The organism is Xenorhabdus koppenhoeferi, from assembly GCF_900116635.1.
Taxonomy (GTDB): domain Bacteria; phylum Pseudomonadota; class Gammaproteobacteria; order Enterobacterales; family Enterobacteriaceae; genus Xenorhabdus; species Xenorhabdus koppenhoeferi.
This window is the reverse complement of sequence record NZ_FPBJ01000007.1, coordinates 62,221-86,838: the sequence shown is the minus strand read 5'-3', so window position 1 is coordinate 86,838 and position 24,618 is coordinate 62,221. Positions and strand designations below refer to the sequence as shown.

The following is a 24,618-nucleotide window of genomic DNA, read 5'->3' as shown; positions in this document are numbered from 1 at the left end:
AGAGTAATTACTATGAGTTTAACTTATGTCAGTGAACACTTACTGGCTGCTAATAATCTAAATCATCAAGACTTATTTTCTGTTTTGGGGCAATTGGCAGAACGTCGTCTGGACTATGCCGATCTCTATTTCCAATCTAGTTACCATGAAACATGGGTATTGGAAGACCGCATTATTAAAGATGGTTCTTATAATATTGATCAAGGTGTAGGTGTTCGCGCGATCAGTGGAGAAAAAACCGGTTTTGCTTATGCTGATCAAATTACACTGGACGCATTACAGCAAAGTGCGCAGGCAGCGCGAAGCATTGTGCGGGAAGCAGGTAATGTTGTTGTACATACGTTAGGTGCCGTCACATATAAAGCACTTTATACCGCTATTGACCCATTGCAGAGCATGAGTCGGGAAGAAAAAATTGCTTTATTGCATCGGGTTGATCAAATCGCCCGTGCGGAAGACTCCCGCGTACAAGAGGTCAATGCCAGTCTGAGCGGTGTTTATGAGCAGATGTTGGTAGCAGCAACAGATGGCACATTAGCCGCAGATATTCGTCCATTGGTACGTCTTTCCGTCAGCGTGTTGGTGGAAGAAGATGGCAAACGTGAACGTGGTGGCAGTGGTGGTGGTGCTCGTTATGGCTACGAGTATTTTCTGCAAACTGAAGACGGTCAGGTATTGGCAGATCAATTTGCCCGTGAAGCGGTTCGCATGGCACTGATTAATCTGTCAGCAGTTGCGGCACCGGCGGGTACGATGCCGGTCGTATTGGGCGCTGGCTGGCCGGGAGTTTTGCTGCATGAAGCGGTAGGGCATGGTCTGGAAGGTGATTTCAACCGCCGTGGTACATCAGTTTTCTCTGGTCAGATTGGTCAAAAGGTAGCTTCTGAATTTTGTACCGTGGTGGATGACGGAACCATTGAAGGTCGTCGCGGTTCATTGTCTATTGATGACGAAGGGGTTCCGGGGCAGTACAACGTTCTGATTGAGAATGGCATCCTGAAAGGCTATATGCAGGATAAACTCAATGCCCGCCTGATGGGTGTGGCTCCGACAGGCAACGGTCGCCGTGAATCCTATGCACACCTGCCAATGCCACGCATGACCAATACCTATATGCTGGCCGGGAATTCCACACCAGAAGAAATTATCGCCAGTGTTGATCGTGGGCTGTATGCTCCGAATTTCGGTGGTGGTCAGGTGGATATCACGTCCGGTAAGTTTGTTTTCTCAACCTCAGAAGCCTACTTAATCGAAAATGGTAAAATTACGAAACCTGTGAAAGGAGCAACACTGATTGGCTCCGGCATTGAAGCCATGCAGCAAATTTCGATGGTTGGCAATGACCTTGCCCTGGACAAAGGTGTCGGTGTATGTGGTAAAGAAGGTCAGAGTGTTCCGGTCGGTGTTGGTCAGCCAACCCTTAAGCTGGATAACCTGACCGTAGGCGGAACAGCCTGATTTAGGGAACGGAGTGGAGATGACTTAAAGTAAAAAAGCTATCCCATTAAATGTTACATTTCCGCATCATTTGTCTCAAGGTGTTAACTTAAACCAATTTAATGCAATGGTAATGGAGAAGGGGAATAGGCAGAGGGAAATACCGCCAATTCTTAACGAAATGGCGGTGGAGGGCTGATTAAGCTGATTCCGATAACTCTTTCAGATATTGAAAAATCTGACGGTAAGATTTTGGTGGCTTGTTAGCCGCTTTCTCTTTTTTAGCATTACGAACCAGTGTGCGAAGCTGTTGACGATCTGTATGCGGATACAGCGCAATAACTTCCTCAAAGGCATCATCATCTTCGAGCAATTTATCACGCAGCTCTTCCAGCTTGTGTAAGATAACGATTTGCTGGTTGTGACGATTTTTCAGTTTATCCAGCGCAATGGTGATGGGTTCAGGATCACGGGCACGCAATAATTTTCCGATTAACTGTAATTGGCGGCGGCGACCTTCACGTTTGATTTTCTGGGCCAGCTCAATGGCAGCCAGCAAATCTTCATCCAGTGGTATCCGTGCCAGTTGGTTTTTGCTGAGTTCAACCAGTTCCGTTCCCAATTTTTTCAGTATTTCAGCGTCTCGTTTGATTTCGCTTTTACTGACCCAGATTATCTCTTCTTCTTCCTCTTCAGCAGGATAATTGTCGAGCCAATCTTCAGGCTGCTTTGCCATAATTGTTTTCCTTCTAAAAAGGCCGGATAAGGTGTGTTTTGGAGCATGACCTATCGTCCGGTGGGTGTTAACATCCTAATATTGTGTATTGTAACTGGGAAAATTGCCTGATTACCACTCGGCATTCATGCCATGACGTGGGTGGAGGCATTTTTTCTGACGATTTTTATTTTTAATTCAATGGATTATGGTTAATTAATGATAGTCACCAATCAACAAATCGCAGAGCAGCGTCAGCAACTGGAAGATGCAGTTGCCCATGCTCTGGAATTAGCACAAGCCAGTTGTGATGCTGCGGAAGTCGCGGTTAATAAAACCACGGGAATTAGTGTCAGCACCCGTTTCAGTGAAGTCGAAAATGTTGAGTTTAACAGTGATGGCGCTCTGGGGATCACGGTTTATCATCAGCAACGTAAAGGTAGCGCTTCCTCTACGGACTTAAGCCCTGAGGCAATTGCCCGTACTGTTCAGGCTGCTATAGATATCGCTCGCTACACATCCCCTGATCCTTATGCCGGCCCTGCCGATAAGGAATTATTGGCATTTGATGCACCGGAATTGGATCTTTTCCATCCTGCTGATATGGATGCTGATACGGCCATTGAATTAGCAGCCCGTGCTGAACAAGCCTCATTACAGGCAGATGAACGCATTACTAATACCGAAGGCGGTAGTTTCAATAGTCATTATGGCATTCGGGTATTTGGTAACAGCCACGGTATGCTGCAAAGCTACTGTTCAAGTCGTCACTCTATGTCTAGCTGTGTGATTGCAGAGCAGAATGGCAATATGGAGCGTGATTATGCCTATACTGTAAGTCGCCATTTCGATGATCTGAAATCCCCTGAATGGGTTGGGCAGGAGTGTGCCCGTCGTACACTTTCCCGTCTGGGCGCGCGCAAGTTACCAACGATGAAAGCACCAATTATCTTTTCTGCGGAAGTGGCAACAGGTTTGTTTGGTCATTTGGTTGGAGCAATCAGCGGTAGCAGCATTTATCGTAAATCTTCTTTCTTGCTGGATAGTCTGGGCAAGCAGATTCTGCCTTCATGGCTAACAATTCAAGAACAGCCGCATTTGTTGCGCGGACTGGCTTCAACACCTTTTGATAGTGAAGGTGTGCGTACAACGCCATGTGACATCATTAAAGAGGGTGTTTTGCAAACTTGGTTGCTGACTTCTTATTCTGCCCGCAAGTTGGGAATGGTGAACACAGGCCATGCCGGTGGCATTCATAACTGGCACATAGCGGGTCAGGGAGTGGATTTTACTGGTCTGTTGCGTGAAATGGGAACGGGACTGATTGTCACTGAATTGATGGGACAGGGCGTCAGTGCGGTTACAGGTGATTACTCCCGTGGTGCCTCCGGTTTTTGGGTTGAAAACGGCGAAATTCAATACCCGGTCAGTGAGATTACCATCGCTGGTAACTTGAAGGATATGTGGGCAAATATGGTAACAATTGGTGATGATATCGAAACACGCAGCAATATTCAGTGTGGTTCGGTATTGCTGCCGGAAATGAGTATCGCCGGTCAATAGGGATACTCAATCAACAAAAGCCAGTTCGGTCTAACTGAGCTGGCTAGAAATTAACGGTGATATTCACCTGCCGCTTCCGGTTGGTAAAGTATCTCTAACACCTTTATTCGGGTTTTTTCACCGTTCGGTAATGCCCAGTTTATTTCATCATTTACCCGAAGCCCTAAAAGAGCAGCGCCCATAGGAGCCATGACTGACAGTTGTTTGATGCTGTCTTGCAGGGAAGCAGGGTAGACCAGCGTGCGAACACGTTCTTCATTGTTACTCAAATCAATAAAGCGAATTTCACTGTTCATTGTGACAACATCCGCCGGGATCTCTACCGGAGGAAGAATTTCTGCCCGATCCAGTTCTTCATTCAAGGCATCAGCAATGCTGGTATTGGCAAATGCGGGTTGTTCCAACAGAGAATCTAAACGTTCAGCATCCAGTTCATTAATGATAATTTTAGGTTTTTTCATACCACACTCCAAATTAGGCTCAACACAAAATAACACCCGCATCGCATGGAGGGGGTGTTATTTTCAAAAGTGATTAAAGTGATATTAGGCTGTTCTGTCATGAAAATAAAGAGATCATGATCACGAACTGTTTTGTGTTGTTAATGAAATAAGGTTCATTCATCCTAAAATCACCACTTTTCACTTCCGGCAGATCAGTCACATCGATCATCACGGTATTCATGGAAACACTACCAACAATAGGTGCGCGGTGTCCGTTGATACCTTGTGGATAGAGATTGTCAATTAACCAGTCTGAAAACGCCTCCTTGTCCGCTGACGAAACCTGGCGAATACCCAAAAAATCCAGAATTTCCCTGTCAATCGTATTCATGAAACTGAGTGACCGAGACTTCCAGCTGGTCAGCCAAATAATGCAATGGAGTCTCTGAAGCTCGTGCCTCAGGCACTTTAGTTCCCTTCTTAAACCAATCTCAAGTTAACTATGTGACCGGGGTGAGCGAGAGCAACCAACAAAGAGGCAGTTTGAAAGACGAAGTGCATATATGAATTTAAGAATATCTGGATTAGTACTACAGTCGTACCCGCTCTTCTCAACAGAGAATATACGCATAAAACAGCTTGAATTATTGATATTATTTGCGTTTTTCCAGTGTGCGGTGACGTGATTGCACATTTTTACCACGGGAACGGAAGTAATCTGCCAACTGTTCAGCAACATAGACAGAACGGTGTTTACCGCCCGTACAACCTATAGCTACAGTCAGGTAGCTACGGTTGTTGGTTTCCAGCATGGGCAACCAAAGTTCAAGGTAGCTGCGGGTCTGATAAATGAAGTTATGCACTTCGGTATGGCGATCTAAAAATGCAGCAACAGGGCGATCCAGACCTGTCATTGGGCGTAATTTCGGGTCCCAGTGTGGGTTTGGCAGGAAACGCACATCGAAAACATAGTCTGCATCAATAGGAATGCCATGCTTGAAACCAAAAGATTCAAATACCATAGTCAGTTCACGTTCACGTTTACCTAGTAAACGTGTCCTGAGCATTTCTGCCAATTCGTGAACGGACATTTCAGATGTGTCGATGATTAAGTCGGCGCGTGAACGCAGGGGCTCCAGCAGGTCGCTTTCTTGGTCAATTGCACTTTCCAGTGACAAGTTTTTGCTGGATAACGGGTGCAAACGGCGGGTGTCACTGTAACGGCGGATCAGTGTATTGCGATCTGCGTCAAGGAACAGAAGCTGTGGTGAAAAACTGTCAGGTAATTGTGTCAAAGCTTCTTCGAAAATTTCCGGTGACTCCGGCATGTTTCTGACATCAATGCTAACTGCAGCGGAAATGTCGCGTTCAGCCAGTGTGCTTGCCAGTTTTGGCAACAACACGACCGGCAGGTTATCTACGCAATAGAAACCCATATCTTCCAGCGCCCGCAGAGCAACGGACTTACCAGAACCTGAACGACCACTGACTATCATCAGCACCATGAGGTGACTCTCCTAAATGTTTATAATTGCATTAGTTATTTATTCAGTAATAATTTTATATAGCTCTTCGTCACTCTGGGCTGAGCGCAGGCGACGGCAAAGGTTTTTATCTGCAAGGCGCTTTGCTATTAATGATAGTGAGTGTAAATGGGTTTGACACTGGTCTGATGGCACCAATAAAGCGAACAGTAAATCAACAGGCTGATTATCAATGGTATCAAAGGTAATAGGGTGCTCCAGATGCAAAAACACGCCAACGGCATTGTGTGAGCATTCCTTGTCTAATTTGCCGTGTGGGATCGCAACCCCGTTACCGATGCCTGTTGTGCCCACTTTTTCGCGGGAAAGAATAGCCTCGAACACGGTATGTTCCGGTAATTCAAGCTGTTTTGATGCTAGCTCACTGATAATCTCTAAGGCTCGCTTCTTACTCGAACAAGGTACGTTATTGTGTGTACATTCGGATGAAAGCACTGAGCTTAGCGGTAAATCTGTTTCGTTGTTCATTTATTTATTCACTTAGAGCCTTGTGATACCAGATGCCTCAAGGCATCTGGTATTAATGCACTGCTTCCAGACAGAACAGTGTAATTTTATGATGGCCCCGTTGTCTGGAAGCTGTCAGCGTTGTCTTAATTTACTTTTGTGTTTGGTCAATTGACGAGCGAGTTTATCTGCCAATGAATCAATTGCCGCATACATGTCTTCATGCTCTGAGGTGGCATGCAACTCACCTCCGTTGATGTGCACCGTGGCTTCCGCGATTTTTTGCACTTTTTCCACTCGGAGGGTGACCTGAATGAGGTTAATCTTATTGAAATATTGATCCAGTTTGCCGCATTTAGTGTTCACAATGTTGCGCAGTGCATCTGTGATTTCAATATTGTGGCCTGTGATATTGAGTTGCATAGTGTTTTCCTTCTCAGTGTTGTTCAAACCAGTTTTTTGCGTTGGTTTGAAGGCGGGATGGATAACGACTCTCTATATTTTGCGACAGTTCGACGTGCCACCTGAATGCCTTGGTCGGCCAGCATGCTGGTCAATTTACTGTCACTCAGGGGTTTGGCCGGATTTTCTGCCGCGACCAGTTTTTTCACCAGGGCACGTATTGCGGTAGAAGAAGCTTCGCCTCCGCTATCGGTATTGACATGGCTGGAGAAAAAATATTTAAGCTCAAAAATACCTCGCGGACTATACAGATACTTCTGGGTCGTCACACGTGAAATAGTGGATTCATGCATATCAACCTGACAGGCAATATCGGCCAAGACCAGCGGTTTCATATGCTCCTCACCATATTCAAAAAAATCTTGCTGCCGTCCAACAATGCAGCGGGCGACTTTCAATAAAGTCTCATTACGGCTTTCGAGACTTTTGATAAGCCATTTAGCCTCTTGTAAGTTATTGCGAATGAAGAGGCTGTCACTTTCATTATGGGTTAACTGCCCCAATGCTGCATAGTGTTGGTTGATACGCAGGCGGGGGATGCTATCGGTATTCAGCCTGACTTGCCAGCTGTCATTTTCTTTTTGCGCCAATACATCTGGAATAACATACTCGGACTCACCGGTATTGACTACTAACCCCGGTTTCGGCTCCAGTGATTGAATAATATCAATTGCCTCTTTCAGAACATTTTCTTTTAATTTGCTCTGACGTAATAAATTACGGAAGTCTCGATTACCCAGTAGTTCAAGATACTTACTAACGACAAGTTTAGCTTCATTCAAGTAAGGTGTTTCGGGTGGCAGTATGGAAAGTTGGATAAACAGGCATTCACGTAAATCACGGGCGGCAACCCCAATCGGATCAAAATGTTGTATGAGCTTGAGAACGGCTTCGACTTCTTCCGGTGTCAGTTCATCATCGCCTATGCAGGCAAGGATCTCTTCGGTAGAAGCAGTCAGATAGCCGCTGTCATCAATCGCATCAATGATCGATGTGGCAATGGCAGCGTCCGTCTCAGTAAAGGGAGTTAATCCTGCCTGCCACATAAGGTAGTCCTGGAGTGTCTGGGTTGTCTCCCCTTGATAAACGGGAAAGTCATCATCACCGTGATCACTGTGGCTTCCTGAAAGCGTACCTGCGGTATAAATTTCATCCCAACTGGTGTCCAGTGGTAGCTCTTTGGGCATATCTTTCTGTTCAAGCGCTTCTCGGGTATCCATTACTTCCATTTCAGTTTCTGGAAGATCTCGATTCTCCACTTCCTGATGCAGCTCATCTTGTTCAAGCAGTGGATTAGTTTCCAGTGCCTGTTGGATTTCTTGCTGAAGCTCAAGTGTAGAAAGTTGCAACAAACGGATAGCTTGCTGGAGCTGGGGCGTCATCGTCAATTGTTGACTGAGCCTGAGTTGCAAACTTTGCTTCATAGCGTTACTACTTTCTCCTTAATCTAGCTTGAATGATCCCTTAAATTACGCCTGACAGAAAAATCAGAATCAAAGGCGGAAACCTTCACCCAGATAGACGCGTTTTACTTGCTCGTTACTCAGGATGTCATCAGGGCTGCCGTGGGCAATCAAGTGACCTTGACTGACGATATAAGCACGTTCACAGACATCCAGCGTTTCACGAACATTGTGGTCAGTAATCAGGACACCCAATCCGCAGTCTCGCAGGTGTTGAATGATCTTTTTGATATCCAATACGGATATCGGGTCAACGCCGGCGAAAGGCTCATCCAGCAAGATGAATTTGGGATTGGCGGCCAGCGCGCGGGCAATCTCCACGCGGCGGCGTTCACCACCAGAAAGTGATTGCCCAAGGCTATCACGCAGATGGGAGATATGAAACTCTTCCATCAACTCTTCTGCGCGCGTTTTTCGTTGTTCTTTGTTAAGGTCTTTGCGGATCTCAAGGACGGCCATCAAGTTGTCGAAGACGCTCAGGCGGCGGAAGATTGAAGCTTCTTGCGGTAAATACCCTATTCCACGTCGGGCGCGTTCATGTAGCGGCAATAAGCTGATGTCTTCTTCATCAATGGAGATAGAGCCTGCATCACGTGGAACAATGCCAACCACCATGTAGAAAGTGGTTGTCTTGCCTGCACCGTTGGGGCCAAGTAAGCCAACAATTTCTCCTGACCTTACTTTCAGGCTGACGTTCTCAACGACCTTCCGGCCCTTATATGCCTTTGCCAAATTTGCTGCGTTTAGTATTGCCATAAGTCGTTATTTACTCTTTTTGTGAACTTCAGCGCCTTGGGTACCCGGGCTTTTGTCTTGTAATTGGGCAGGCAACAGGACGGTTGTGACATGTTTACCTTTATCACTAAAGGCTTCCATTTGCTGTGTCGGCACGAGGTAGGTGATTTTGTCACCCTTAATATTACTGTCTAGCTGTTCAAGATAGGCATTACCTGTCAGTGCGATCAGCTCTTTATCCATTTCATATCTTATCTTTGCTGCATTCCCTTTGAGGGGCTTGCCATCATCCTGCAATTGGTAGAAAGTGGCAGGGTTACCGTAGGCTTCAATGACCGTTTTATTCGAATCCCCATCTGGACGAGTGACAACGACTTTATCAGCATGAATGTCAATTGAACCTTGCTTTACTATGACACTATCCGTAAATGTGGCAACGTTCCCCGTTAAATCCAGTGACTGTCTTGCAGAGTCGATGGTAATGGGTTGTTTCGTATCATCTTTCAAGGCCAGTACGGACAGGCTGACAGCAAAAAATGTACTGGCAATAACGGTATTACGGATTAGGTTGTTCATGTGGAATCTCATATCGAGTAGTCACCTTTTCAATCAGTTCAGCAGTTTTGTTTCGCAGATTGCCGCGCATTTTCATGCCAACAGATTTCAGACCAACCCCTGTAAGAGTGACTTGATCATCGGACGCTACATCTTGTGTTGTAAGATTAACGGTCGCATTATCTGTTGTGATTTTCTGCAATTGTGATGCATCGTTCAGGCTATTCACCAGGACATTTCCATACAGATAGAGCATCTTGTCATTAGTTAGTTTGGCTTTATCGGCACTGACTGTCCATGTGGTTTTCCGGGAGTCTGTGGGACTGTTGGAGTCATATGTTGTTAATACGGGCTTGGTAAACCAAGTCAGCTTTGTATCAGCGAAATTTTTGATATCATCGGCCACTAATTTGTAAACCAGTTTGCCCTCCGGATCATGGACAAAGGTAACCGCTTCCTGTGTTTGATAAGTGGGATAAACGTCATCTACGATGGATGATGAAGAATCGTCATTGACATTCGATAAATTCCAGCCAATTAGCGCAAGTGCGATAAGTCCGAGTATTGCGATCAACCAGGATTGAATTTTGCTCATTCTTTTTCAGTTTTAGTTTATATGGATAACCCTTTGGCACCTTCCAGCTTATTTTGAGCGAAGAGCACCAAATCACAAAGTTCCCTGACTGCACCACGACCGCCTGCAATCCGGGTCACATAATCTGCTTTTGGCAACAGCAGTGGATGGGCATCAGCAACCGCAACAGATAATCCAACTTGTGCCATGACAGGCCAGTCAATAAGGTCATCACCAATATAGGCAATTTGATCTGACTGTAACGCTAGTTTATCCAACAGCTCTTTATACGCCAAAATCTTATCGCTCTGACCTTGGTAAAGATGTGTAATACCCAGTGTTTCAGCTCGATTTTCTAGCAGTTTTGCCTTGCGGCCGGTAATAATGGCAACTTCAATACCAGAAGTGATTAAACAACGGATACCATAACCATCACGAACATTAAAGACTTTCAGTTCTTCTCCCTCATTGCCCATATAGATCAGCCCATCAGACATTACACCATCCACATCACAGATTAGAAGACGAATTTTACGGGCTTTTTCGATAATATCTTTGCTGACTGGGCCATAGCAGGTGTCCAGATAATCTCTTTGATTCATTAAGGAATTCTCTTAAGGTTTTATATCCTTCATCTTTCAAGTTGCTGCTTTAACTGGCTGTGTGGCAACTTGAAAGCGATTGGGTATACTATACTTGTTTGCATCAAGCTTGTTTTATGTGATTCGTTTATACAACCCCGGCCTGTAAAAGATCATGCATATGCAGTACACCAAGCAATTTGTCTCCTTCTGTGACCAGCAAAGATGTGATGTGGCGTGATTGCATCAGATTTAAAGCATCAACAGCCAGCGCATTGGGTTTGATGCGGATACCGCCAGTAGTCATGACATCAGCAATTTTTGCGTTGTTTAAATCGATACCCATATCGAAAACACGGCGCAAATCACCATCGGTAAAAATACCCTGAATTTGCATGTCATCATCGCAGATAACCGTCATCCCCAGTTTCTTTCGGGTAATTTCCACTAGAGCTTCGCGTAAAGTTGCATGACGGGAAACACGGGGAATATCATCACCGACAGTCATTAAGTCACTGACCAGCAACAAGAGTTTGCGTCCGAGCGTGCCACCGGGATGGGAGAGGGCGAAGTCTTCAGCAGTAAAACCACGGGCCTGCAAAAGCGCAATGGCCAAGGCATCTCCCATGACAAGTGTTGCTGTTGTACTGGTCGTCGGTGCCAGCCCCAATGGACAGGCTTCCTGAGAGGTCTTAATACATAAATGGATGTCTGCGGCTTTTCCCATACTACTGCTACGACTGTTAGTCATGCAGATAAGTGGAACTTTTTGTCTCTTAAGCACAGAAATCAAAGCCAGAATTTCATTTGACTCACCAGAATTTGAGATTGCCAGCACAATATCTTTTTGTGTCACCATGCCGAGATCGCCGTGGCTGGCTTCGCCGGGATGGACAAAGAATGAAGGAGTACCGGTACTGGCAAATGTTGCTGCGATCTTTCGCCCAATGTGACCGGATTTTCCCATCCCCATGACAATGACTTTTCCTTCACAACCAAACATTAATTCACAGGCCTGGCTGAAATCATCATTAATGTATTGTTCCAGACTGGTTAGTCCATCGAGTTCGATGTGTAATACTTTTTTACCTGCTTGTTGAAAATCGATTTTTGGCATTTCTACTCTCACTCTTTTCCCATTCAATCAGCAATGACTTAAGACAGTAATTCAGTACCGTAATAATTAGAAACAAAAAGTACGATAAAATAAGTGACAAAACAGCCCAATAATAAAATGCCATTTAATCGGTTCAACCGATGTTTTCTTCCCAGACAGAATACCGTGAATAGCACACTGGCTGCCATCATGACCCAAAAATCCCGGGAAAAAGCATCGGGTGAAATAACACTGGGAGAAAGTATGGCGGGAATACCTAACACGAGGGTAACATTGAATATATTTGAGCCAATGATGTTGCCCATCGCCATATCATTCTCACCTTTTATGGCGGCGGCAATGGTGGTGGCAAGCTCCGGCAGGCTGGTGCCCACGGCAAGGATTGTCAGGCCAATAATCAACTCACTGATGCCATAAATCCGCGCAATGACGATGGCATTGTCAATCACCATTCGGGTAGCGATGGGCAGGATAATTAACCCCAGCAGAACCCATAGAAGAGCAATGCCTTTGTTGCCTTCGACAGGTAATTCTGAATCTCGTTCTTGGGTATAGCTATCAACCCCGTCATATTGGGATAAGGCCATCATTTTAATCATCAGCGCGATGAAGAAAAAGGCAGAAAGTGACAGAAGGATGCCATCCATGCGGCTCAAATAACTGTTGGAGATTAGATATCCAGCAAAGGCAGTGATTAGCAGCATCAGGGGCAGTTCCCGCCGGAGGATATCCGATTTTACCGTGATTGGCCTGATGAACGCCGCTGCTCCTGTAATCAGCAGCAGGTTAGTAATATTGGAACCAATTGCATTGCCCACTGCCATGTCCGGCATCCCGTCTAAAATTGCTGTGACAGAAACCATCAGTTCTGGCAGTGATGTTCCGATCCCCATAATGACCAGACCAATAATAAAGGAGGGAATTTTCAGGGAACGGGAAAAAACCGCAGCACCATAAACTAATCTATCAGAACCATACACTAGTAAAATCAACCCGGTAATGAGCAATACAATAGTCAGAAACATGGTGTGTCCCTTAAATAAGATTTATTCCGAGCAAAATGCTAATGATGGTTGATTTTTAAACATAAAATATTTATTCAGCTAAACTTATACATTCTGACGGTCAAGAGATAAAAAGTAAAATTTGTCGCAACTTTGCTAACGCAAATTGGGCAATTTTTTTGTAGTATGCATGATTGACTATTTAAATACAGTAAATTAAGACAGTTCTATTAACGGTTAGGGGCTATCAATAATGAATCAACAAACAGCAAATCTTATTGAGATCTGTGGAATGCATTTTACCCGAGGTCAACGCCCGATTTTTGCTGATATTAATATGACCGTTCCGAAAGGAAAAGTGACTGCTATCATGGGACCTTCCGGCATAGGAAAAACAACCCTATTACGTCTGATTGGGGGACAAATTCGCCCTGAACGTGGTGAAATTTGGTTTGATGGTAATAATATTCCCGCATTGTCTCGCCCACGTCTTTATGCGGCGCGCAAGAAAATGAGCATGTTATTCCAGTCAGGGGCATTGTTTACTGATCTAAATGTTTTTGACAATGTCGCTTTTCCTCTTCGTGAACATACCCAACTGCCAGAAGAATTGATTCATACTACTGTGATGATGAAATTGGAAGCGGTGGGGCTACGTGGCGCGGCTCATTTGATGCCATCGGAACTGTCAGGCGGCATGGCCAGAAGAGCGGCATTGGCGAGGGCGATCGCGCTTGATCCAGACTTAATCATGTTTGATGAGCCATTCGTCGGTCAAGACCCAATCACAATGGGGGTTTTGGTGAAACTTATTGACGAGCTTAATCACGCGCTTGGGGTTACGTGTGTTGTGGTTTCGCACGATGTGCCTGAAGTGCTGAGTATTGCCGATTATGCTTATATCGTGGCTGAACAGAAAGTGATAGCAGAAGGCACTCCTGAACAGTTGAGAGCGAATCAGGAGCAACGGGTACGGCAATTTCTTGATGGTGTTGCTGATGGGCCAGTACCTTTCCGTTTCCCTTCCGGGGATTATAAAACTGAGTTATTAGGATAATGGAATGTTGATGTTAACACAGGCATTGGCAGCGTTGGGCAGACGTGCAATTGAAATTACAGCTTCATTTGGTCGTGCAGGCTTCATGCTGTTTGGCGCAATTTTTGGTAAACCGGAACCCGCCAGGCAATGGACACTCTTGCGTCAGCAACTTTATAGCGTAGGTGTTCAATCTCTGCTTATCATTGTGGTTTCAGGCTTATTTATCGGCATGGTTTTGGCTTTGCAGGGGTATCTGGTTCTGACTACATTCAGTGCTGAGGGCAGTCTCGGCATGATGGTGGCGTTATCACTGCTGCGTGAATTAGGACCTGTAGTGACAGCACTGCTGTTTGCGGGTAGGGCGGGTTCAGCTCTGACCGCAGAAATTGGTTTGATGAAAGCCACTGAACAGCTCTCCAGTTTGGAAATGATGGCGGTTGATCCGTTGCGTCGTGTCATTGCCCCTCGTTTTTGGGCTGGTTTTATTAGTATGCCTTTGCTGTCACTGATCTTTGTTGCCGTTGGGATCATAGGGGGTGCGATAGTCGGTGTAGACTGGAAAGGCATTGATAGCGGTTTTTTTTGGTCATCCATGCAATCGGCGGTGGAATGGGAAAAAGACCTGGTTAACTGTTTTCTTAAGAGTGTCGTTTTTGCCATCACGATAACGTGGATTGCGCTGTTTAATGGTTATGACGCTATCCCAACATCGGAAGGGATCAGCAGGGCAACAACGCGCACGGTAGTTCATGCGTCGTTGGCGGTATTGGGTTTGGATTTTGTGCTGACAGCACTGATGTTTGGGAACTAAGTCTATGCAAAGCAAGAAAAATGAAATTTGGATTGGTGCTTTTGTTTTGATTGCGCTGGCGTCAATCATTTTCTTATGTCTGAAAGTGGCGGATATCCGATCTTTCGGCAGTCAGACAACTTATCGCGTATATGCCGCATTTGGCAATATTGGGGGTCTGAAGATACGTTCGCCAGTGAAAGTTGGCGGAGTAGTGATTGGTCGTGTAGAAAAAATTTGGTTGGATCATAAAACTTATACGCCGCAGGTTGAATTGGATATTTTCACTCAATACGACAATATTCCAAATACAAGCTCTTTGTCTATCCGAACCTCAGGGTTACTGGGTGAACAATACGTCTCACTCAATGTCGGGTTTGATGATCAGGATTTGGGAACTTTCATGTTGAAAGATGGTGATCGTATTGAAGACACTAAACCTGCTATGGTACTTGAAGATTTGATTGGTCAGTTCTTGTATAAGAACGGTGGCGGGAATCAGGAAAAATCCGCTTCTACACCTGAACGAATACACTAACCAACAATTCACTGTTTAGGAGAAATAACATTTATGTTTAAGCGATTACTCATGGTTGCATTGCTGGTGGTTGCGCCACTGGTCAGCGCAGCGGATCAGACAAATCCCTACGCCTTGATGAAAGACGCGGCGGAAAAAACCTTTACCCATTTGAAGAATGAGCAATCCCGGATACAGTCAAATCCAGAAGTTTTGCGTCAGATTGTGCGTGAAGAGTTGTTGCCTTACGTACAGGTAAAGTATGCGGGGGCACTGGTTTTGGGACCTTACTACAAACAAGCGACCCCAGAACAGCGCGATGCTTATTTCAAGGCGTTTGAAACTTATTTGGAACAGGCATATGGTCAGGCTCTGGCGATGTATCATGGTCAAAATTATGAAATTGCCCCAGAACAGCCATTGGATGATAAAACTATCGTGGCTATTCGTGTCACTATTAGCGATCCTAATGGGCAACCGCCAGTTCGCCTGGATTTCCAATGGCGTAAAAACAGTAAAACAGGAAATTGGCAGGCTTACGATATGATTGCAGAGGGCGTGAGCATGATCACGACCAAGCAGAACGAATGGATGGATATCTTGCGTCAGAAAGGCATCAACGGTTTGACTGAACAACTGTCCATCAGTGCAAAAGCTCCGATCACTTTAGAAAAGAAAAAGTGATATGGAAAAAGGCACTTCTGATAGCAGCCTGGCCAGTGAAATGGTGAGTTGGGAAAAAGCGGGCAATACGTTATTTCTGAAAGGCACGCTGGATCGTAACAGTTTACTTCCTCTCTGGCAGAAAAGAGAGAGTGTACTGGAAGGAATCGATAATATTGACGTTTCCCTACTCAGCCATGTGGACTCCACGGGGCTGGCACTGTTTGTCCGTTTAAGAGGAGAGTATCAGCAAGATGGTAAGATACTGTCATTTTCAGGTGTAGGGGAACGCCTTAACACGTTGATCGCGTTATATGGCCTGCAAAGCCTTCTTGAGGAAAATCAGCCCAAGACGTAACTCAATGTTTGATAAACAGCGCCCCTTAAGTTGAAGTATAGCGTCCAACCTTTGGGGTGCAGATCTCATTATCGTATATTTTCGCTCAAAAACGAAACGAACAACCACAATAGCCATGACAGTTATCACAGAATCGGACTTTTTGAATGGTCATATACGCTTATTTAACTTATTAATAAAGCATCTTTATGAGTGTTATTGGTACTTGAAATTAGCATTCACGAAGGTAACCGCGCCATAATCACACACATATCCATATTTATATCCATCAATTACCAAAGATACTAATTTCACGCAAGCTGAGTTAGTATCTTTCCATATTTAGGATTGAAATCCGTCAGTGGCTTATCATTGTCCATTCATTTGGAAAATGAAGCAAAATTCGCAATCTCCCCCAGGTAGTGCGTTAAATCAGGGTTTTCACCTGCCCGGATAATCAGTTATTCACAATAGTTTTAATGAAGGCATTTCTCCCGTTGAATATGAAAGGCAGTGGGAAGAGGCTAAAAAAGTGTCCGGAAGTTACTGACCACAACATAAAGAGGCATACACAAGGATAAATATATGCAGGTTTCACATTTAAACTTTAACCACCTCTACTATTTTTGGCATGTTTGCAAGGAAGGTTCTGTTGTGGGTGCAGCAGAGGCGCTATATCTGACACCACAGACCATTACTGGGCAGATCAAGGCACTGGAAGAACGTCTGGATGGAAAATTATTCAAAAGACAGGGAAGAGGTTTAGTACCTTCTGAACTGGGACAATTGATTTTCCGTTATGCGGATAAAATGTTTACGCTCAGTCAGGAAATGCTTGATATCGTTACTTACAGCCGAGAATCAAATCTACTGTTTGATGTCGGTGTCGCTGATGCTCTGTCCAAGCGTTTAGTCAGCAAAGTGCTGGAAACCGCTGTTGTGGAACATGAGAAAATTCACTTACGCTGTTTTGAATCAACACATGAAATGCTGCTTGAACAACTCAGCCAGCATAAATTGGACATGATCCTGTCAGATTGTCCGGTGGATTCTTCTCAGCAAGAAGGGTTATTCTCAGTGAAGTTGGGCGAATGTAAAATCAGTTTTTACTGCCGTCAACCAATCCCAGAAAAACCGTTTCCAGAATGTTTGGAAGAGCGCCGTTTGCTGATCCCTGGTCGCCGCTCCATGCTGGGCAGAAAGCTACTGACATGGATACGCAATAAAAACCTTCAGGTTGAGGTCCTGGGTGAATTTGATGATGCCGCACTGATGAAAGCATTTGGTATGTACCATAACGCTATTTTCATTGCGCCTTCCTTCTATGCCAATGACATTTTTGCTGATAGTGATATCGTCGAAATAGGCCGGCTGGATACTGTACAGGAAGAGTATTACGTCATTTTTGCAGAGCGTATGATCCAACATCCGGCAGTTCAGCGAGTATGTAATAAAGATTTCTCGACTTTATTTAGCTCACCTCCCAAAAGTAGTCCTGAAAGATTACGTTAGAACCAGAATATTAAGACCTTAAATTAAAACCTGCAGATACAAAAAAACCGGCTTATAGCCGGTTTTTTTTAGCATAACCAAAACAAATAATTACATTGCTTTGATTTGCGCTGTCAGAGCAGACTTATGACGTGCTGCTTTATTTTTGTGGATCAGACCTTTGCAGGCGTGACGATCAACAATTGGTTGCATGTCATTGAATGCTTTCTGCGCAGTTTCTTTATCGCCAGTAGCGATAGCCGCGTATACTTTCTTGATAAAAGTACGCACCATAGAACGACGGCTTACGTTGTGCTGACGACGTTTCTCAGACTGTACAGCGCGTTTCTTAGCTGATTTGATATTAGCCAAGGGCCAACTCCCAAATATATTCTATTGAGGACAATTCAAAGGCCGAGGAATATGCCTGTTCAGCCTTCTTTTGTCAATGGATTTGTGCAAATAAGCGTCGTTGTACGGCGACGCTGGTTACGTTGTGATAGCGCAGGATTTTATCAGCTTACTGAGAGGGAATACAGACCTTCGCAAGAAAAAAACAGAATGAATCTCAGAGAAATGAGATAAATTAAATATTTTTCGGGCATCTGGCCTATTTTTATTGTATGAATCAGGTTATTAATTAAAACCCTTTGTGATCGTGGGTTAACCTTGAGCTTTGTACAAGGTATAATCCGGCAATTTCCACGGTATTGAGCCAGCTATGGAGCTAATTCGCGGTATACACAATATCCGGTCGCGTCACCATGGTTGCGTGCTGACGATTGGTAATTTTGATGGTGTCCATCGGGGGCATCAGGCTTTATTAAAACACTTGAAGCAAGAAGGGCAACGTCTCGGATTACCGACGATGGTCATGATTTTCGAACCGCAGCCTTTGGAAGTTTTTGCGGCAGATAAAGCACCAGCCCGCCTGACGAGACTGAGAGATAAAATAAAATATCTGGCCCAAAATGGCGTTGATTATCTGTTATGCGTAAAATTTGACAAGTATTTTGCATCCAACTCACCAGAAGCCTTTGTTTCAAAGTTGCTTGTTGAAAAACTGGGTGTTAAGTTTCTGGCAATAGGTGATGATTTCCGCTTTGGCAAGAATCGCTTCGGAGATTGCCATTATTTGCAGCAGGCAGGTAAACAATACAAGTTTGATGTCGCCAGCACAGATAGTTTTTGTGACAGCGGTCTTAGGATCAGCAGTACAGCCATTCGTCAGGCACTGCAAAGTAATGATCTGGCATTGGCTGAAACATTACTGGGACATCCTTACAGCATAAGTGGCAGAGTTGTTCATGGTAATAGATTGGGACGTACCATCGGGTTTCCCACAGCCAACCTGCCATTAAAACGTTTAGTGGCACCAGTTAAGGGCGTTTATGCTGTTGAAGTCCACGGATTGGGCGATACCCCTTTGCCGGGTGTTGCAAATATAGGTAATCGTCCTACAGTTGCCGGCCAAAGCCAGCAGCTTGAAGTGCATTTGATTGATACCCAAATGGATTTGTATGGGCATCATATCGATGTGGTATTACGCAAAAAATTGCGTGATGAACAGCGGTTTGCTTCGCTTGATGCGCTAAAACAGCAAATTGCAAATGATGTGGTTGCCGCAAGGGATTATCTCTTGCAGCGATCCGAGTCATATACCTGATACCCAATGAATTTCAAATTGCAGCCAACAAAATAAAGGCAGCAACATGAAAGACAAGGGATATAGCGGAAAATTGGAACTGAGAATCAATAATGAGTGACTATAAAGACACCCTGAATTTACCGGAAACAGGGTTCCCCATGCGCGGGGATTTAGCCAAGCGCGAACCAGATATGTTGAAACGTTGGTACAAAGAAGGTTTGTATCAGGCAATTAGAAAAGCAAAATCTGGTAAGAAAACGTTTATTTTGCATGACGGCCCTCCTTATGCAAATGGCAATATTCATATTGGTCACTCAGTTAATAAAATTCTCAAAGATATTGTTATTAAATCCAAAGGATTATCAGGCTTTGATTCGCCTTATATTCCAGGTTGGGACTGCCATGGTTTGCCAATTGAGCTCAAGGTTGAGCAAATCATCGGTAAGCCAGGGGAAAAATTTTCCGTCGCTGAATTCCGTGCTGAGTGCCGTAAATATGCCATGACTCAGGTTGAAGCACAGAAAACCGACTTCAAACGTCTGGGCGTTCTGGGCGACTGGGATAAACCTTACCTGACGATGGATTTCAAAACTGAAGCAGACATCATTCGTGCATTGGGTCGTATCATCAAAAATGGTCATTTGCTGAAAGGCGTAAAACCTGTTCATTGGTGTACTGATTGCGGCTCTTCCCTCGCTGAAGCCGAAGTGGAATACTACGATAAGACCTCCCCTTCCATTGATGTCAGTTTCCCTGCTGTTGATGCTGATGCCGTATACGCCAAATTTGGTGTAAAACCACAAGGTCTGCCAGTTTTTCTGGTTATCTGGACAACCACGCCGTGGACATTGCCGGCAAACCGTGCAATTTCATTAAATACAGAAATCACCTACCAATTAGTTAAAATTGATAACGAATGCCTGATTCTGGCGGCTGAACTGGTCGAACAGGTTATGCAACGGGCGGGTATTACTTCATGGGAAGTTGTCAGCGATTGTACAGGTGCTGATCTGGAACTGATGCGCTTTAAGCACCCATTTATGGACTACGATGTTCCTGCTATCCTCGGTGATCACGTTACACTGGAAGCAGGTACCGGTGCAGTGCATACCGCCGGTGGTCATGGCCCTGATGACTATTCCATCAGCCTGAAATATGGTCTTGAAATTGCTAATCCGGTTGGCCCGAATGGTTGCTATATTTCTGGTACATATCCGTCACTGGATGGCATGTTTGTTTTCAAAGCGAACGATATCATCGTTGAACTGCTGAAAGAAAAAGGCGCACTACTGAGCCTGAACAAAATTCAGCACAGCTACCCTTGCTGTTGGCGCCATAAAAAGCCGATCATCTTCCGTGCAACACCACAGTGGTTTATCAGCATGGATCAGAACGGTCTGCGTACCCAGTCAATGAAAGAAATCAAAGGGGTACAGTGGATTCCAGGCTGGGGTCAAGCACGTATTGAATCAATGGTCGAAAACCGTCCGGACTGGTGTATCTCTCGTCAGCGTGCATGGGGTGTACCGATGTCCCTGTTCGTTCATAAAGAGACACAAGAACCACATCCGCGCACTGTCGAATTGATCGGAGAGGTTGCCAAACGGGTTGAAGTGGATGGAATTCAGGCATGGTGGGATCTGGATTCAGCAGAACTGTTGGGTGATGAAGCCGCTGATTACATCAAGGCTCAAGATACACTGGATGTTTGGTTTGATTCAGGAAGTACCCACTCTTCCGTTGTTGATGCACGTTCAGAATTCAACGGTAATTCAGCTGATCTCTATCTGGAAGGTTCCGACCAGCACCGTGGCTGGTTCATGTCTTCTCTAATGTTGTCTACTGCTATCAAAGGCAAAGCACCTTATCGTCAAGTGCTGACTCATGGCTTCACCGTTGATGAGCAAGGACGCAAAATGTCCAAATCCATCGGTAATACCGTCAGCCCACAAGATGTAATGAACAAACTGGGTGCGGATATCCTGCGCTTATGGGTAGCATCTACTGATTATACTGGTGAGATCGCGGTTTCTGATGAAATCCTGAAACGTTCCGCTGATGCTTACCGCCGTATCCGCAACACTGCCCGCTTCCTGCTGGCAAACCTGAATGGCTTCAATCCTGAGCAACACAGGGTGAAAACAGAAGAGATGGTTATTCTGGATCGCTGGGCAGTAGGTCGTGCTCAAGCGGCACAGGCTGATATCCTCAAATACTATGGTGAATATGATTTCCACTCCGTGGTTCAGCGTTTGATGCAGTTCTGCTCCGTGGAAATGGGTTCATTCTATTTGGATATCATCAAAGATCGTCAGTACACCGCAAAAGGTGATAGTCTTGCCCGCCGTAGCTGCCAGACCGCATTATTCCATATTGCAGAAGCACTGGTTCGCTGGATGGCACCAATCCTCTCCTTTACTGCTGACGAAATCTGGAATGAATTGCCGGGCGAACGTGCTCAATATGTCTTTACCGAAGAGTGGTATGAAGGGCTGTTTGGCCTGGCTGACGGCGAAGATATGAACGATACTTTCTGGGCAGATCTGTTGGCAGTACGTGGTGAAGTCAACAAAGTTCTGGAACAGGCTCGTGCTGATAAACATATCCGCAGTTCACTGGAAGCGGCTATCACACTCTATGCAGATGAAGCGCTGGCAGAAAAACTCAACAAACTGTCCGACGAATTGCGTTTTGTACTACTGACTTCTCAAGCTGAAGTCGCTGCTTACACTACAGCCGGAGACACCGCCCAACAAAGCGATCTGGCTGGCCTAAAAGTAGCTTTCCGCAAAGCTGTCGGCGAGAAATGCCCACGCTGCTGGCACTATGCTACAAATGTGGGAGTGGTGGCGGAACATGCAGAACTTTGCGGCCGCTGTGTGACTAACGTTGCCGGTAACGGTGAAGAGCGTAAATTTGCCTGATGAATAAACCCATTTGCTCCACTGGACTCCGCTGGCTTTGGCTGGTTGTTGTGGTATTAATATTGGATTTAGGAAGCAAACACTTCGTGTTGCAGTATTTCACGTTGTATGAATCTATCCCATTGATACCTTATTTTAATCTGATGTATGCCCAGAATTTTGGTGCGGCTTTCAGCTTTCTGGCAGACAAAGGTGGCTGGCAACGCTGGTTCTTTGCTTTGGTGGCAATATCCATCACTGTTGTGCTTCTGGTGATGATGTATCGTTCCAGTGCCAAGCAAAAACTGAGCAATATCGCCTACGCCTTAGTGATTGGTGGGGCATTGGGGAATTTGTTTGATCGTCTGGTACATGGCTTTGTTATCGATTTCATCGATTTTTATGTCGGGGAATGGCACTGGCCTACTTTTAATATCGCCGATTCAGCAATCTGTATCGGGGCAGCTCTCATTATCATCGAGAGCTTTATCAGCCCAGATGACAAAAAATCAGTATCGAAAACTTAGTCATTGAAGAAAACATAGCTATTGAAGAAAAAACAGCCATTGAGGAAAATATAGTCATTGAAAATGATAATAAACCAGCCCCGGTTAACAAAATTGGGGCTGGTAATTTCATCTATACCCAATGGATTTCAAGATGCAGCGCGACGGCAAGGGAATGAGTCTCAGGAGCATAGCCTAACTATGTGACTGGGGTGAGTGAGCGCAGCCAACAAAGCTGCAACTTGAAAGACGACGGGTATATACCCAATGCCGGTATACTTGCAATCATTCACAATATAAGGTTTGAGTAACATGTCAATGCAGGTGCAAATGCACAGTGTGGTTTTATTACACTTCACATTAAAACTGGATGATGGCTCAACGGCAGACTCGACTTACAGTCAAGGCAAGCCAGCATTATTCCGTCTTGGTGATGGTAGCCTCTCTGCCCCTCTGGAACAGCAGCTTCTTGGTTTGAAAATCGGTGATAAACATCAATTCACGCTGGCAGGGGAAACCGTTTTTGGTAAACACAACCCTGACTTAGTGCAGTACTTCACTCCACGTGATTTTGCTGACTCCGGTATCCCGGAAGCAGGAACCATCATGTTATTTACAGCTATGAACGGCAGTGAAATGCCGGGATTTATCAAAGAAGTGGCTGAAGGTTCTATCACTGTTGATTTTAATCATCCACTGGCTGAACAAAATATCACTTTTGAAATTGAAGTGTTAAAAATTGACCCTCAGCGGGAGGAAACCCATGCAAATATTGCTGGCTAACCCTCGTGGTTTTTGTGCTGGTGTTGATCGTGCCATCAGCATTGTAGAACGGGCGCTGGAACTATACGGTGCTCCGATTTATGTTCGCCATGAAGTCGTACATAACCGTTATGTCGTCGATAATCTAAGAAAGCGTGGGGCTATCTTCATTGAAGAAATTTCAGAAGTGCCTGATGGTGCCATTCTGATTTTCTCTGCACATGGCGTTTCTCAGGCCATTCGCGCGGAAGCCCGCTCCCGTCATCTCACCATGCTGTTTGATGCAACCTGTCCGTTGGTAACTAAAGTTCATATGGAAGTTGCGAGGGCAAGCCGCAAAGGTAAAGAAGCGATTCTAATTGGACATGCAGGTCACCCGGAAGTGGAAGGCACTATGGGCCAATACAATAACTCTGAAGGTGGCATGTATCTGGTGGAATCCCCGGAAGATGTGTGGAAAATGCAAGTAAAAGATGAAAATAACCTCTGTTTTATGACACAAACCACACTTTCTGTCGACGACACTTCAGAAGTGATTGATGCACTCAATGCCCGTTTCCCGAATATTGTCGGCCCACGCAAAGATGACATCTGTTATGCCACAACCAACCGTCAGGAAGCAGTGCGTGATTTGGCTGATGGCGCTGACGTGGTTTTAGTCGTTGGTTCCAAAAATTCATCAAACTCAAATCGCTTGGCCGAACTTGCACAACGTGTGGGAAAACCTGCTTATTTGATTGATTCTGCGGGTGATATACAAGAAGAGTGGGTCAAAGGTGTGAATGCAGTCGGTGTCACAGCGGGCGCATCTGCGCCTGATATTTTGGTACAACAAGTGATTGATCGCCTGAAAATTCTTGGCGCAGAAACAGTTAACGAATTGAGTGGCCGTGAAGAAAATATTGTCTTCGAAGTACCAAAAGAATTGCGTGTTGAAGTGAAAGAAGTAAATTAACACTGGATTCGCTTGAGGGCAATAATTTCAGCATATGTAAACTCCAACTCGGCTTTTTCGAGTTGGAAATTTTCGGTTGATAGTTACAGTTGTCAGTAATGGATTCCAATATAATTTTCCGACAAAAAGCCGTTTCAAATAAAGTAATACCTAAAAGATGTTCATACGAATTGCCAGAGGCAGAAGAATAGGTAGGTAATAATAACTAATTTACCAATAACTTTTGAAATAACTCTGTCGATGAAATATCAAATAGGTCTATCATAATAATCTAATCTACTAATGATAGACCTAACGATTTATCCATTAGATAAAAATCCTTATTAATAATAAATTATTGTTGTTAATGAACTAACGTTAATTATTT

The 24,618-nt window shown here is 44.8% G+C and carries 26 protein-coding genes and 1 pseudogene; 13 read left to right on the top strand and 14 right to left on the bottom strand.

Annotated features, from left to right (window positions below; translation table 11 throughout):
* Positions 1-12: 12 nt before the first annotated feature.
* Positions 13-1,458, top strand: coding sequence for a metalloprotease TldD (gene tldD, locus BM329_RS03915; protein WP_092549212.1), 1,446 nt, complete (start codon positions 13-15; stop codon positions 1,456-1,458).
* A gap of 178 nt (positions 1,459-1,636) precedes the next feature.
* On the opposite strand, the gene yjgA is transcribed toward tldD, so the two are convergent.
* Positions 1,637-2,173 (bottom strand): ribosome biogenesis factor YjgA, encoded by a 537-nt coding sequence (yjgA, locus tag BM329_RS03910; RefSeq protein WP_092549209.1) that lies wholly within the window; start codon positions 2,171-2,173, stop codon positions 1,637-1,639.
* 198 nt (positions 2,174-2,371) lie between these two features.
* On the opposite strand from yjgA, the gene pmbA reads away from it, so the two are divergent.
* Complete coding sequence (pmbA, locus tag BM329_RS03905; protein ID WP_092549206.1) at positions 2,372-3,715, top strand: metalloprotease PmbA; 1,344 nt, start codon at positions 2,372-2,374, stop codon at positions 3,713-3,715.
* 50 nt (positions 3,716-3,765) lie between these two features.
* Here the strand turns inward: pmbA and rnk are convergent, their stop codons facing one another.
* The 12 genes and pseudogenes from rnk to BM329_RS03845 form a co-directional block, all read right to left on the bottom strand.
* Complete coding sequence (rnk, locus tag BM329_RS03900; RefSeq protein WP_092549203.1) at positions 3,766-4,176, bottom strand: nucleoside diphosphate kinase regulator; 411 nt, start codon at positions 4,174-4,176, stop codon at positions 3,766-3,768.
* A 169-nt stretch (positions 4,177-4,345) separates the two neighbouring features.
* Positions 4,346-4,438, bottom strand: a pseudogene (locus tag BM329_RS15225) (alanine racemase C-terminal domain-containing protein); the annotation flags it as partial.
* Between the two features lie 373 nt (positions 4,439-4,811).
* Positions 4,812-5,663 carry an RNase adapter RapZ gene (rapZ, locus tag BM329_RS03890; RefSeq protein WP_092549197.1) on the bottom strand — a complete coding sequence of 284 codons (852 nt, stop codon included), beginning with the start codon at positions 5,661-5,663 and terminating at the stop codon, positions 4,812-4,814.
* Positions 5,664-5,702: 39 nt separating this feature from the next.
* Complete coding sequence (gene ptsN / locus BM329_RS03885) at positions 5,703-6,170, bottom strand: PTS IIA-like nitrogen regulatory protein PtsN (protein WP_092549194.1); 468 nt, start codon at positions 6,168-6,170, stop codon at positions 5,703-5,705.
* A 114-nt stretch (positions 6,171-6,284) separates the two neighbouring features.
* Entirely contained in the window at positions 6,285-6,572 is a 288-nt protein-coding gene (gene hpf, locus BM329_RS03880) for a ribosome hibernation promoting factor (RefSeq protein WP_092549191.1), read from the bottom strand.
* A gap of 23 nt (positions 6,573-6,595) precedes the next feature.
* Positions 6,596-8,035, bottom strand: a complete 1,440-nt coding sequence (rpoN, locus tag BM329_RS03875) for an RNA polymerase factor sigma-54 (protein ID WP_092549188.1) — start codon at positions 8,033-8,035, stop codon at positions 6,596-6,598.
* A 69-nt stretch (positions 8,036-8,104) separates the two neighbouring features.
* Positions 8,105-8,830 (bottom strand): LPS export ABC transporter ATP-binding protein, encoded by a 726-nt coding sequence (gene lptB, locus BM329_RS03870; protein WP_092549185.1) that lies wholly within the window; start codon positions 8,828-8,830, stop codon positions 8,105-8,107.
* 6 nt (positions 8,831-8,836) lie between these two features.
* Positions 8,837-9,385 (bottom strand): lipopolysaccharide ABC transporter substrate-binding protein LptA, encoded by a 549-nt coding sequence (lptA, locus tag BM329_RS03865; RefSeq protein ID WP_092549182.1) that lies wholly within the window; start codon positions 9,383-9,385, stop codon positions 8,837-8,839.
* Positions 9,366-9,959: an LPS export ABC transporter periplasmic protein LptC gene (gene lptC / locus BM329_RS03860; protein ID WP_092549179.1), complete on the bottom strand. Its 594-nt coding sequence runs from the start codon at positions 9,957-9,959 to the stop codon at positions 9,366-9,368. Before lptC ends, lptA begins: the two co-directional genes overlap by 20 nt.
* A 17-nt stretch (positions 9,960-9,976) precedes the next feature.
* Positions 9,977-10,540: a 3-deoxy-manno-octulosonate-8-phosphatase KdsC gene (gene kdsC, locus BM329_RS03855; RefSeq protein WP_092549176.1), complete on the bottom strand. Its 564-nt coding sequence runs from the start codon at positions 10,538-10,540 to the stop codon at positions 9,977-9,979.
* Between the two features lie 127 nt (positions 10,541-10,667).
* On the bottom strand, positions 10,668-11,636 hold the full coding sequence (gene kdsD / locus BM329_RS03850) for an arabinose-5-phosphate isomerase KdsD (RefSeq protein ID WP_092549173.1): 969 nt from the start codon (positions 11,634-11,636) through the stop codon (positions 10,668-10,670).
* Positions 11,637-11,674: 38 nt separating this feature from the next.
* Positions 11,675-12,661 (bottom strand): calcium/sodium antiporter, encoded by a 987-nt coding sequence (locus BM329_RS03845; protein WP_092549170.1) that lies wholly within the window; start codon positions 12,659-12,661, stop codon positions 11,675-11,677.
* A 232-nt stretch (positions 12,662-12,893) separates the two neighbouring features.
* Here BM329_RS03845 and mlaF point away from each other — a divergent pair, with 232 nt between their 5' ends.
* The 6 genes from mlaF (at position 12,894) to nhaR (ending at position 17,498) form a co-directional block, all read left to right on the top strand.
* Complete coding sequence (mlaF, locus tag BM329_RS03840) at positions 12,894-13,697, top strand: phospholipid ABC transporter ATP-binding protein MlaF (RefSeq protein WP_092549167.1); 804 nt, start codon at positions 12,894-12,896, stop codon at positions 13,695-13,697.
* 10 nt (positions 13,698-13,707) lie between these two features.
* A complete protein-coding gene (gene mlaE / locus BM329_RS03835; protein ID WP_092549276.1) occupies positions 13,708-14,490 on the top strand; it encodes a lipid asymmetry maintenance ABC transporter permease subunit MlaE in 783 nt (260 codons plus the stop codon).
* A 4-nt stretch (positions 14,491-14,494) separates the two neighbouring features.
* Positions 14,495-15,007, top strand: a complete 513-nt coding sequence (gene mlaD / locus BM329_RS03830) for an outer membrane lipid asymmetry maintenance protein MlaD (protein WP_092549164.1) — start codon at positions 14,495-14,497, stop codon at positions 15,005-15,007.
* Positions 15,008-15,040: 33 nt separating this feature from the next.
* Complete coding sequence (gene mlaC / locus BM329_RS03825) at positions 15,041-15,670, top strand: phospholipid-binding protein MlaC (RefSeq protein WP_092549161.1); 630 nt, start codon at positions 15,041-15,043, stop codon at positions 15,668-15,670.
* A gap of 1 nt (position 15,671) precedes the next feature.
* Positions 15,672-16,007 (top strand): lipid asymmetry maintenance protein MlaB, encoded by a 336-nt coding sequence (gene mlaB / locus BM329_RS03820; RefSeq protein WP_092549158.1) that lies wholly within the window; start codon positions 15,672-15,674, stop codon positions 16,005-16,007.
* Positions 16,008-16,571: 564 nt separating this feature from the next.
* A complete protein-coding gene (gene nhaR / locus BM329_RS03815) occupies positions 16,572-17,498 on the top strand; it encodes a transcriptional activator NhaR (protein ID WP_092549155.1) in 927 nt (308 codons plus the stop codon).
* A 90-nt stretch (positions 17,499-17,588) separates the two neighbouring features.
* On the opposite strand, the gene rpsT is transcribed toward nhaR, so the two are convergent.
* Positions 17,589-17,849, bottom strand: a complete 261-nt coding sequence (gene rpsT, locus BM329_RS03810) for a 30S ribosomal protein S20 (RefSeq protein ID WP_092549152.1) — start codon at positions 17,847-17,849, stop codon at positions 17,589-17,591.
* 349 nt (positions 17,850-18,198) lie between these two features.
* Between rpsT and ribF the strand changes: the two genes are divergently transcribed.
* The 5 genes from ribF to ispH all read left to right on the top strand — a co-directional run bounded on the left by ribF (position 18,199) and on the right by ispH (position 24,251).
* Positions 18,199-19,143: a bifunctional riboflavin kinase/FAD synthetase gene (ribF, locus tag BM329_RS03805; protein WP_092549149.1), complete on the top strand. Its 945-nt coding sequence runs from the start codon at positions 18,199-18,201 to the stop codon at positions 19,141-19,143.
* Between the two features lie 92 nt (positions 19,144-19,235).
* Positions 19,236-22,049: an isoleucine--tRNA ligase gene (ileS, locus tag BM329_RS03800; RefSeq protein WP_092549146.1), complete on the top strand. Its 2,814-nt coding sequence runs from the start codon at positions 19,236-19,238 to the stop codon at positions 22,047-22,049.
* Positions 22,049-22,555: a signal peptidase II gene (gene lspA / locus BM329_RS03795; protein ID WP_092549143.1), complete on the top strand. Its 507-nt coding sequence runs from the start codon at positions 22,049-22,051 to the stop codon at positions 22,553-22,555. The genes ileS and lspA overlap by 1 nt, the downstream gene beginning before the upstream one ends.
* A 291-nt stretch (positions 22,556-22,846) precedes the next feature.
* Entirely contained in the window at positions 22,847-23,317 is a 471-nt protein-coding gene (fkpB, locus tag BM329_RS03790) for an FKBP-type peptidyl-prolyl cis-trans isomerase (RefSeq protein ID WP_092549140.1), read from the top strand.
* The gene (ispH, locus tag BM329_RS03785; protein ID WP_092549137.1) at positions 23,298-24,251 is read left to right on the top strand and encodes a 4-hydroxy-3-methylbut-2-enyl diphosphate reductase; all 954 of its coding nucleotides are present in this window, start codon (positions 23,298-23,300) and stop codon (positions 24,249-24,251) included. Before fkpB ends, ispH begins: the two co-directional genes overlap by 20 nt.
* Positions 24,252-24,618 lie beyond the last annotated feature (367 nt).